The sequence below is a fragment of the Chryseobacterium sp. genome (genome assembly GCF_022712095.1).
GTDB lineage: Bacteria > Bacteroidota > Bacteroidia > Flavobacteriales > Weeksellaceae > Chryseobacterium.
On record NZ_JALAHD010000301.1, the window covers coordinates 20,441 to 29,102 of the forward strand.

9 protein-coding genes are annotated in these 8,662 nt (G+C 37.1%); 1 reads left to right on the forward strand and 8 read right to left on the reverse strand.

What is annotated here, in order from left to right; all coding sequences use genetic code 11:
* Positions 1-78 precede the first annotated feature (78 nt).
* The 4 genes from Q0A18_RS15225 to Q0A18_RS15240 are packed head-to-tail and all read right to left on the reverse strand — an operon-like array spanning position 79 to position 3,848.
* Positions 79-1,074, reverse strand: a complete 996-nt coding sequence (locus Q0A18_RS15225) for a zinc-binding dehydrogenase (RefSeq protein WP_292011013.1) — start codon at positions 1,072-1,074, stop codon at positions 79-81.
* Between the two features lie 17 nt (positions 1,075-1,091).
* On the reverse strand, positions 1,092-2,225 hold the full coding sequence (locus Q0A18_RS15230) for an NAD(P)-dependent alcohol dehydrogenase (protein ID WP_292011014.1): 1,134 nt from the start codon (positions 2,223-2,225) through the stop codon (positions 1,092-1,094).
* A gap of 20 nt (positions 2,226-2,245) precedes the next feature.
* Entirely contained in the window at positions 2,246-2,818 is a 573-nt protein-coding gene (locus tag Q0A18_RS15235; protein ID WP_292011015.1) for an NAD(P)H-binding protein, read from the reverse strand.
* 46 nt (positions 2,819-2,864) lie between these two features.
* Positions 2,865-3,848 carry an aldo/keto reductase gene (locus tag Q0A18_RS15240; RefSeq protein ID WP_292011016.1) on the reverse strand — a complete coding sequence of 328 codons (984 nt, stop codon included), beginning with the start codon at positions 3,846-3,848 and terminating at the stop codon, positions 2,865-2,867.
* Between the two features lie 157 nt (positions 3,849-4,005).
* Between Q0A18_RS15240 and Q0A18_RS15245 the strand changes: the two genes are divergently transcribed.
* Positions 4,006-4,911, forward strand: coding sequence for a helix-turn-helix domain-containing protein (locus Q0A18_RS15245; RefSeq protein WP_292011017.1), 906 nt, complete (start codon positions 4,006-4,008; stop codon positions 4,909-4,911).
* A gap of 41 nt (positions 4,912-4,952) precedes the next feature.
* Here Q0A18_RS15245 and Q0A18_RS15250 read toward each other — a convergent pair whose 3' ends face one another.
* From Q0A18_RS15250 to Q0A18_RS15265, 4 genes are all read right to left on the reverse strand, one after another.
* Positions 4,953-5,798, reverse strand: coding sequence for an aldo/keto reductase (locus Q0A18_RS15250; protein WP_292011018.1), 846 nt, complete (start codon positions 5,796-5,798; stop codon positions 4,953-4,955).
* Between the two features lie 243 nt (positions 5,799-6,041).
* On the reverse strand, positions 6,042-6,623 hold the full coding sequence (locus Q0A18_RS15255) for a nucleosidase (RefSeq protein WP_292011019.1): 582 nt from the start codon (positions 6,621-6,623) through the stop codon (positions 6,042-6,044).
* Positions 6,624-6,635: 12 nt separating this feature from the next.
* Entirely contained in the window at positions 6,636-7,343 is a 708-nt protein-coding gene (locus Q0A18_RS15260; RefSeq protein ID WP_292011020.1) for a DsbA family oxidoreductase, read from the reverse strand.
* 40 nt (positions 7,344-7,383) lie between these two features.
* Positions 7,384-8,571 (reverse strand): MFS transporter, encoded by a 1,188-nt coding sequence (locus Q0A18_RS15265; protein WP_292011021.1) that lies wholly within the window; start codon positions 8,569-8,571, stop codon positions 7,384-7,386.
* Positions 8,572-8,662: the final 91 nt, after the last annotated feature.

Below are 8,662 nucleotides of genomic sequence, written 5' to 3' on the forward strand. Positions count from 1 at the left end.
GCTTATATTTATTACTGAAATTTCTACCAATTTTACTTATCGGAGTATTCCAGGGAATTTTCAGGAGTTCATATAGTTTTAAATTTTTAAAACCATCTTACCAAACTGAGCTGCTGTATCCATTTTTCTGACAGCTTTTTCCGCCTGTTCCAGTGGAAATACTTCATCAATAACGGGAACAATTTTTTTGTCATTAACCAGATTTAACATATCGCTGAAATCTTTTGAACTGCCCATCATACTGCCTGAAATGTCAATTTGTTTCAGATAAATACGCTGAATCATAAGCGAAGGAATCGTTCCGTTAGTAGCTCCGAAAGTCACTATTTTCCCGCCTGAATTAGCTAAGTCAATAAGCTTTGAAAATCCGGCTCCGGCTGCAGAATCTATAATAAGGTCAAATCCTCCTGAAAGTTTCAATAGCTCTTCATCCCAGCCTTCTTTTTTATAATTGACACCTGCTTTGGCACCTAGTTCCACCGCTCGTTTAATTTTTTCATCAGAGCCTGAAGTGAAAAAAACTTCCGCACCAACAGCCAGTGCAAACTGTAGCATAGATTGTGCTACTGCTCCCCCAATACCTGTAATGAGAACCTTTTGTCCCTCTGTAATATTTCCTCTTGTGAACAATGCCCGGTATCCCGTTAATCCGCTTAGCGGAAGAGCAGCCGCCTCTTCAAAGGTTAAATGTTTAGGTTTTGGATGTACTGCAGAAGAGGGAACCACTACATATTCAGCAAAACATCCATCATCCGGAAGACCTAGTATTTTAAAATCTTTTCCCGGTGCCCTGGAGTCGTTTCCCCAATTCAGTCCCGGATTAATAATTACTTCTTCTCCGGGGATGTATTGGCTTACCTCCTCTCCCAGCTTTTCAATGATACCGGCTCCGTCTGAACCTAATACAATTGGATATTTTAAATTAACGTACTGCCCTTTTTGTATTAACCAATCTCTGTGATTAATACCGGCTGCTTTAAGTTTTATAAGAACTTCTCCCTTTTTTGGGGAAGGTACCGGAATTTCGGTTACCTGAAGAATCTGTCCTTCTCCATTACATATCATTGCTTTCATATGTCAGATTTAATTTGTTATTTCATTGTTTGCATATCAATTACATATCGGAATTTCACATTTCCATCCAGTACATTCTGATACGCACTTTCAATGGAAGGTGCAGATGCAGGGATTATTTCCACTTCAGGATAAATATTATTGGCTACTGAATAGTTCAGCATTTCCTGAGTTTCTTTAATTCCTCCTATCTGAGATCCGAATACTTTACGATTCCCCTGCCAGATCAGTTTATCAATAGGGATTACCGGCATTTTGTCAAAGGGAGGAACCCCGACAATAGCCAGTTGGCCGTCTATTTTCAGCATTTTTAAATACATATTGGGATCATAGCTGGCAGGAATAGTGCTGATGATAAAGTTGACAGAATTATCCAATCCTTTTAAATCCTCGGGATTATTGACATTTACATATTTTGCAGCGCCCATTCTTTTGGCATCCGCTCTTTTATTCTCAGTGATATCAAATACAGTAACTTCTGCTCCGAGTTTTACCAGATATTGAACTGCCATATGTCCCAGACCCCCGAATCCTGAAACACCTACTTTATCACCTTTTTTTACTCCTGCATAATGGATAGGTGAATAAGTAGTAATTCCTGCACAAAGCAAAGGAGCTACTTTTTTTAAATCAGCATGGTCCGGAATTTTTATAGCAAAATTTTCAGTCAATACAATAGTATTGGAATATCCTCCCTGAGTGGTTTCATTGTTATGGAACTGGTCGTGATCATGATACGTTAATACCGCTTCTTTGCAATATTGTTCCAGTCCTGCTTTACAAAATTCACAATGTCCGCAGGAGTTTACCAGACATCCTACTCCGGCTAAATCGCCTACTTTAAACTGAGTTACATTTTTACCTACTTCCGTAACGCGTCCGGCAATTTCATGTCCGGGAACCATCGGATATTCTTCCTTTCCCCAATCTCCACGAACATGATGAACATCGCTATGACAGATTCCTGCATAGAGAATTTCGATTTTTATTTCATGATCTCCTACAGCATAACGTTTGAACTCATAAGAACGGAATTTTCCGTCGTTTGCCATTACTGCGAAACCTTTTGAAAGAACAGGTTGATTTTGTGCTTTAATGCTGTTAAACAGTGAAATGATACTTATTAAGACTAAACTTAGTATTTTTTTCATAATTTATTTTTGGTTTGATATTAAGGTTTGCTTATTCCCAGATTTTCATTGACATATAAATGAGGATCATTGATTAATCTGGTTACAAAGTCTGCAATACTTCTTCTGGAAATAGCGGAGCCCGTTTCCGGTTCTCCCTTTCTGGTTAGAGAATAATTGATTTCATTAGTGTTGGTGAACCAGTCTGGTCTTAATACTGTATACTCCAATCCTGAATTCTCAATGATATCAGCCAGCTTTCTATAGGGCTGCAAAATAGATTTCAGAGGTGTTTCATAAATTCCTATAGAACTGATCGCAATTACTCTTTTTACACCCTCTTCCTGCATGGCTTTTACAATATTCTGAGACATGTTTTCCAGATCACCTTCAAGGTTGATATAAACAATATCCTGTCCGTGAACAGCTTTTTTAACATCTTCATAATTAAGGGCATTTCCTTCTATTACAATACAATGATCGGAAAGGAATTTTGAAAGCTTATTTCTGTTTCGTACAAATAAGGTCATTTTTATATTCTCAATACCTTTGAGATCCTGTATTACATATTCGGCTAAACTGCCTGTTGCTCCTATAATAACTACTTTTTTCATTTTTGTTTATTGATTTTTCTCCTTCATTCTTATAATAATGACAGTATTATTTTCCGACCATATTCATCAGATTTTCAGGATATCTTGCTCCTGATATGGTCATCCGGGAAGCTGCGGCTTCTATCTTCTGTAGATCTTCAGAAGTAAGTTTCAGTGATGCAGCCCCAATATTTTCCTGTAGACGATGGATTTTGGTTGTTCCCGGAATAGGTGCTATCCATGGTTTCTGTGCTAGTAACCATGCTAAAGCTATTTGTGCGGGTGTTGCTTCTTTTTCTGCAGCAATCGTCTGTAATAAATTGACCAATTGCTGATTTGCTTTTCTGTTTTCTTCCGAAAAACGGGGAACAATGTTTCTGAAATCCGTTTTGTCAAATTGAGTGTCCGAATTGATGGCTCCTGTTAAAAAGCCTTTTCCAAGTGGGCTGAAAGGAACGAATCCTATTCCTAACTCTTCTAAAGCAGGCAGGATTTCCTTTTCAGGCTCACGCCACCATAATGAATATTCACTTTGTAGGGCTGCTACAGGCTGTACAGCATGGGCTTTTCTGATCGTTTCCACACCGGCTTCAGAAAGTCCCCAGTGTCTGATCTTACCTTCTTTGATCAGCTCCTGAATGGTTCCGGCTACCTCTTCGATAGGAACATTCGGATCTACTCTATGCTGATAAAATAAATCGATATAATCAGTCTGAAGGTATTGTAATGATGCTTCAGCCACTTCTCTGATTCTTTCAGGACGGCTATCTACACCTTTTGAGGAATCTCCGTTTTTAAAGCCAAATTTAGTGGCAATAATGATTTTATCCCTGAACGGTTTGACTGCTTTTCCTAATAATTTCTCGTTGCCTCCCTGGCTGTAAGCTTCTGCAGTATCAAAAAAAGTAACTCCGGAATCATATGCTTTTGTGATTAATTCAATAGCATCGTTTTCATTCGCAGCAGGGCCATATCCGAAAGTAAGCCCCATACATCCTAATCCTAATTCGGAAACTTTTAATCCGCTGTTTCCTAAGTTTCTTGTTTTCATATTTTCTTTTGATTTTTATGTGACAAATTTCGGAAGGATAGATAAAGTTGTTTTTATATGGATTACTGTATTTCTTACCAATATTACTGTTTGACTTTCAGAGATGATTATTAGTGATTTGGAATGCCTTACATTTGTATTATATAAATAACACCCAATGGAAAAAATTGTGAAAATTGATACAGTGGATTTCTATAATAAGATGAGAGGTATAGAAACCCTGAACCCTTTGATCAGTGTTATAGACATGTCTAAAACCCAGCCAATGCCTGCACAGACTTTCAATTTCGGTGTGTATGCTATTTTCCTTAAAGAACTGAAATGTGGAGAACTGAAATATGGAAGGAATAATTATGATTATCAGGAAGGAACTTTGGTTTTTTTGGCTCCGGGACAGATTGTAGGAGTACCACCTCAGACTACTGCTTTGGAACCTAAAGGCTGGGCATTGTTATTTCACCCTGATTTGGTAAAAGGAACTCTGTTGGGAAAACATATGCAGGATTATTCATTCTTTTCCTATGCTTCCCATGAGGCACTCCATCTCTCCGAAAAGGAAAGACAGGTGGTATTGGATTGTTTTAGAAAAATTCAGGATGAACTGGAACAGAATATCGATAAACACAGCAAAACACTTATTGCTTCTAATTTAGAATTGTTTTTAAACTATTGCATCCGCTTTTATGATCGTCAGTTTATTACAAGAGATAATGAGAATAAAGGTATTCTGGAACGTTTTGAAAGCTTGCTGAATAATTACTTTCTGTCTGAAAAAACACAAAATATCGGATTGCCTTCTGTAGGTTGGTGTGCTAAAGAGTTGAATTTGTCAGCCAATTATTTCGGAGATCTGATTAAAAAGGAAATGGGAATTTCACCTCAGGAGTATATACAGACCAAAGTGATCAATGTTGCAAAAGAAAAAATATTCGATGCAGACAGATCGATCAGTGAAATAGCTTATAGCTTAGGATTTAAATATCCTCAACATTTTACCCGTCTGTTCAAACAGAAAGTTGGAATGTCTCCGGTGGATTATCGAAATAGAATAAGCTTATCATAAATTAAAAAAGCAGTGAATCATTCACTGCTTTTTGTATGGGCTTATTTGATCATTTCAGAAAACCATTTGATGGTCGCAGGATCATGATAATCAAAAAATACACTTTTTTTGGTATCTAGTGTCTTGATTCGGTCCATGTCATCATTAGATAGTTCAAAATCAAATACATTGATATTTTCTGCCTGCCGTTCTTTTTTTACTGATTTTGGAATGACTACAATTCCCCTTTGGATAAGCCATCGAAGCACTACCTGACTCACGGATTTATTATGCTTTTTTCCAATCTCAGAAAGAAGTTCATTGCTGAATAAATTATTTTTTCCCTGAGCAAAGGAAGCCCAGGATTCCATCTGAATTCCATTTTCGGAAGAAAACTGAAGATCTTCCGGGCGCTGATAAAAAGGATTTGTTTCAATTTGATTGATAGCAGGTATAACAGTATTATTCACAATAACGTCCATTACTCTATCAGCATGAAAATTACTCAATCCAATTGCTCTGGTTTTTTTCTCTTTATATAACTCTTCTAAAGCTTTCCACGATCCATGTATATCCCCATAAGGCTGATGGATAAGGTATAGATCTAAATAATCCAGTTGTAGTTTTTCTAAAGATATTTCAAAAGCTTTTCTTGCTTTTTCATATCCCATGTCGGCAATCCAAAGTTTGGTAGTAATGAAAAGTTCTTTTCGATCTATTCCACTTTCACGGATAGCATCCCCTACCGCTTTCTCATTTTGATATACTGCAGCTGTATCTACTGCTCTGTATCCTACTTCTAAAGCATCAAGTACTGTTTTTTTTGCCTCGTCATAATCAGGTATCTGATAGACTCCTAATCCCAATATGGGCATTTCTACACCGTTGTTTAAAGTAACATTTTTCATTTTGATGTTTTTTTATTATTTGTTTGTTATACAAAATTAAGTATAATAAAGGAAGATCAGATTATACAGATTACAGAATTAATATACCAAAATTACTGATTTTTGTCTCTAAGTTAAATAATATTATCTCACTACTACTTCTCATATGACAAACATAAATGGCTTTGTATGTATGCTGAGCGGCTTTCTCAAAAGTTATCAGATTGAAAATGACTAAAAAGATATGATGAAAATATCATCTTGTCAGGGAAATAATATTTTCTTAAATGCTTCTGAAGCTAGATGCACCTGAACAGCCCAGTCCTCTGCAGCCTCACTTCCGGCATCATCAGATATATATTTAAGGCTTAAAAACGGTATATTCTCCTTCATGGCGATCAAAGCAAGCGGATAAGCTTCCATATCTACAATATTATAATCTTTTTCTTCATGGTTCATTTCAAAGCTGTCTCCGCTTCCACATATTCCTTCCGGAAGATGATCCATTTTTAAACCATATTCCAATACCGGAGGAACACCGGATAATGGGGTTTCATATAATTTAAATCCAAGTCCGCGTACGTCCATATCTCTTTGTATAAATTGAGTACAACAGATCACCTCTCCTTTTTTAAAACTTTTACTTCCAGCAGAACCGAGATTGACAATAAGTTTGGGTCTTTGATGATGAACTTTCTTTGCCAGTTCTATGGCTGCATTCACCTTTCCGATTCCGGTAATAAGCTTGTTGGTATGATCAAAAGATTTTCCCGCCTCAGATTCTAGAGCAAATACAAAAAGAGTATCAGCTATGGGAAAAGACTGTTCGTCGTTTATTCTTATCATGATTCTTCTCGACTATAATAAAATATTGCATCCGTCTGTATCACATGTATTTCCATTGTCTCCCGAAAGATCTTTGAAAGGTGAAGCGGATTCCTGATAAGTCTGGTTCAGTGCATTTTCGAAAACTTCAATAGGCTGAGCTCCTGAAACAGCATATTTACCATTCAGAACGAAAAAAGGAACACTGTTGATCCCATTATTTCTGGCTTCCATAATATCCTGATTGACATTATAGTCATACTGATCCGAATTTAAAACCTGTTTTGCTTCCACTTTATCGAGTCCCAATTGCTCTGCAAGGGAAAGGAGGAAATCCGTATCTGCTACATTTTTACCATCTGTAAAATGGGCTTTGAACAGAGCTTCTTCCATTTCAGTTCCTTTATGGTATTTTTTGGAAAGCTGTAATAACTTATGAGCGTTAAAAGTATTGGTGATTATGGCTGTTTCCGGACGAAAATCTATTCCTGATGATTTTCCCATCTGAACTACCTGATTCATAAGCTGTAGGGTCTGACCTTCTGGTAATCCTTTTTTATTTTTTAAATAATCAGACATACTTTCTGATTGAGAGGGATCTAAGGTAGGATCCAGCTGAAAGCTTTTCCATTCCACTTCTACTTTATCCTTGAATGGTAATTTCTCGAGAGCTGATTCAAAATTATGTTTTCCTATATAACAAAACGGACACATTACGTCCGACCAGATTTCTATTTTCATTTTTCTGTTTTTAATAAGTTAATATATTTAAGAGTACTTACTAAGATGTACTGCTTACTTTTTTACTGAATAATAAATGAGCTACTAGTGCTAATAACCCGAATGTAGCTCCTACCAGACATACTCCATCCCATTGTGCAATATTCCATGCGATGGAAGCCAGCCACGTTCCCAGTGATCCTCCGATAAAATAAGAAACCATATAAACGGTATTAAGCCTGTTCACTGCATTAGACCGGATTAAAAAATAATTGGTCTGATTCATAATATGGCTCGACTGTACGCCCAGGTCAACAAGGATAACTCCTGCAATAAGCCCCCAATATGTTTCTCCTGCAAAGTAAGTAAATCCCCAGCTTCCCAGTACAATACACAGTGAATAAAAGATAATGCGGTTGATATCCGTATATTTTTGCAGTTTTCCGACTTTAGCAGCAGCTAATGCACCCACAGCACCTGCTAATCCAAAACTTCCCACTACAGATGCTCCGGCATTGAAAGGAGGCTTTTCCATATGGAAAACCAATGTGGTAAATAATGCACACATCGAACCGAAAGCCATAGCACCCCTGAAAGAAGCCAGCTGTAAGATAGGTTGTGTTCTGGCCAAGTTAAAAACCGAACGCATTAATTCTTTATAGGAACCTTTAAAATTTGGCTGAAGTTCGGGAAGCATTTTGTAAACAGCTAACCAAACCAGAACCATCATTCCTGCCGCAATTCCAAACATGGCTCTCCATCCCCAGATTTCTCCCACAATTCCTCCTATAAAACGGGATAAAAGAATTCCTAGTAATAACCCTGACATCACGAGACCTATATTGGAAGAACGTTCTTCATCAGAAGACAATTCGGCAGCGATCGGTACAAATAATTGCGGAATTACCGAAGTAGCCCCGATCAGTAAACTGGAAACATACAACATCCATAGCTGCCCTGCAAAAGTCATCCATAATAAAGAAGCAATAACCAAAAGTAGATCGACAAGGATCAGTTTTTTCCGATACAGCTTGTCTCCCAATGGAACAAGTAATAATAATCCCAAAGCATATCCGATCTGGGTAAGAACCGATATTTTACTGGCTGCACTTTCTGCTACATGAAGATCTTCAGCGATAAGAGCCAATAGAGGCTGATTATAATAATTATTGGCTACCACGAGTCCTGAGATAATAGACATCAGCCAAATAACAGTACGGGAAATACCGAAAGAAGAATTACCCTGCATAAATTTTCTTAAATAATTAAGTGGTTAACTTCACTACAAAGCATAGAATTTTCAGATCAAAAATACTTTAATTTTATGAATAATCCTTTAA

What these genes read in the sequence shown, in the direction of transcription:
- Q0A18_RS15235 (WP_292011015.1), bottom strand. Translation starts at nt 2,818, where the DNA reads ATGAAAAAAGTAGTTATTATAGGAGCAACAGGCAGTTTAGCCGAATAT.
- Q0A18_RS15225 (WP_292011013.1), bottom strand. Translation starts at nt 1,074, where the DNA reads ATGAAAGCAATGATATGTAATGGAGAAGGACAGATTCTTCAGGTAACC.
- Q0A18_RS15260 (WP_292011020.1), bottom strand. Translation starts at nt 7,343, where the DNA reads ATGAAAATAGAAATCTGGTCGGACGTAATGTGTCCGTTTTGTTATATA.
- Q0A18_RS15265 (WP_292011021.1), bottom strand. Translation starts at nt 8,571, where the DNA reads ATGCAGGGTAATTCTTCTTTCGGTATTTCCCGTACTGTTATTTGGCTG.
- Q0A18_RS15230 (WP_292011014.1), bottom strand. Translation starts at nt 2,225, where the DNA reads ATGAAAAAAATACTAAGTTTAGTCTTAATAAGTATCATTTCACTGTTT.
- Q0A18_RS15250 (WP_292011018.1), bottom strand. Translation starts at nt 5,798, where the DNA reads ATGAAAAATGTTACTTTAAACAACGGTGTAGAAATGCCCATATTGGGA.
- Q0A18_RS15245 (WP_292011017.1), top strand. Translation starts at nt 4,006, where the DNA reads ATGGAAAAAATTGTGAAAATTGATACAGTGGATTTCTATAATAAGATG.
- Q0A18_RS15255 (WP_292011019.1), bottom strand. Translation starts at nt 6,623, where the DNA reads ATGATAAGAATAAACGACGAACAGTCTTTTCCCATAGCTGATACTCTT.
- Q0A18_RS15240 (WP_292011016.1), bottom strand. Translation starts at nt 3,848, where the DNA reads ATGAAAACAAGAAACTTAGGAAACAGCGGATTAAAAGTTTCCGAATTA.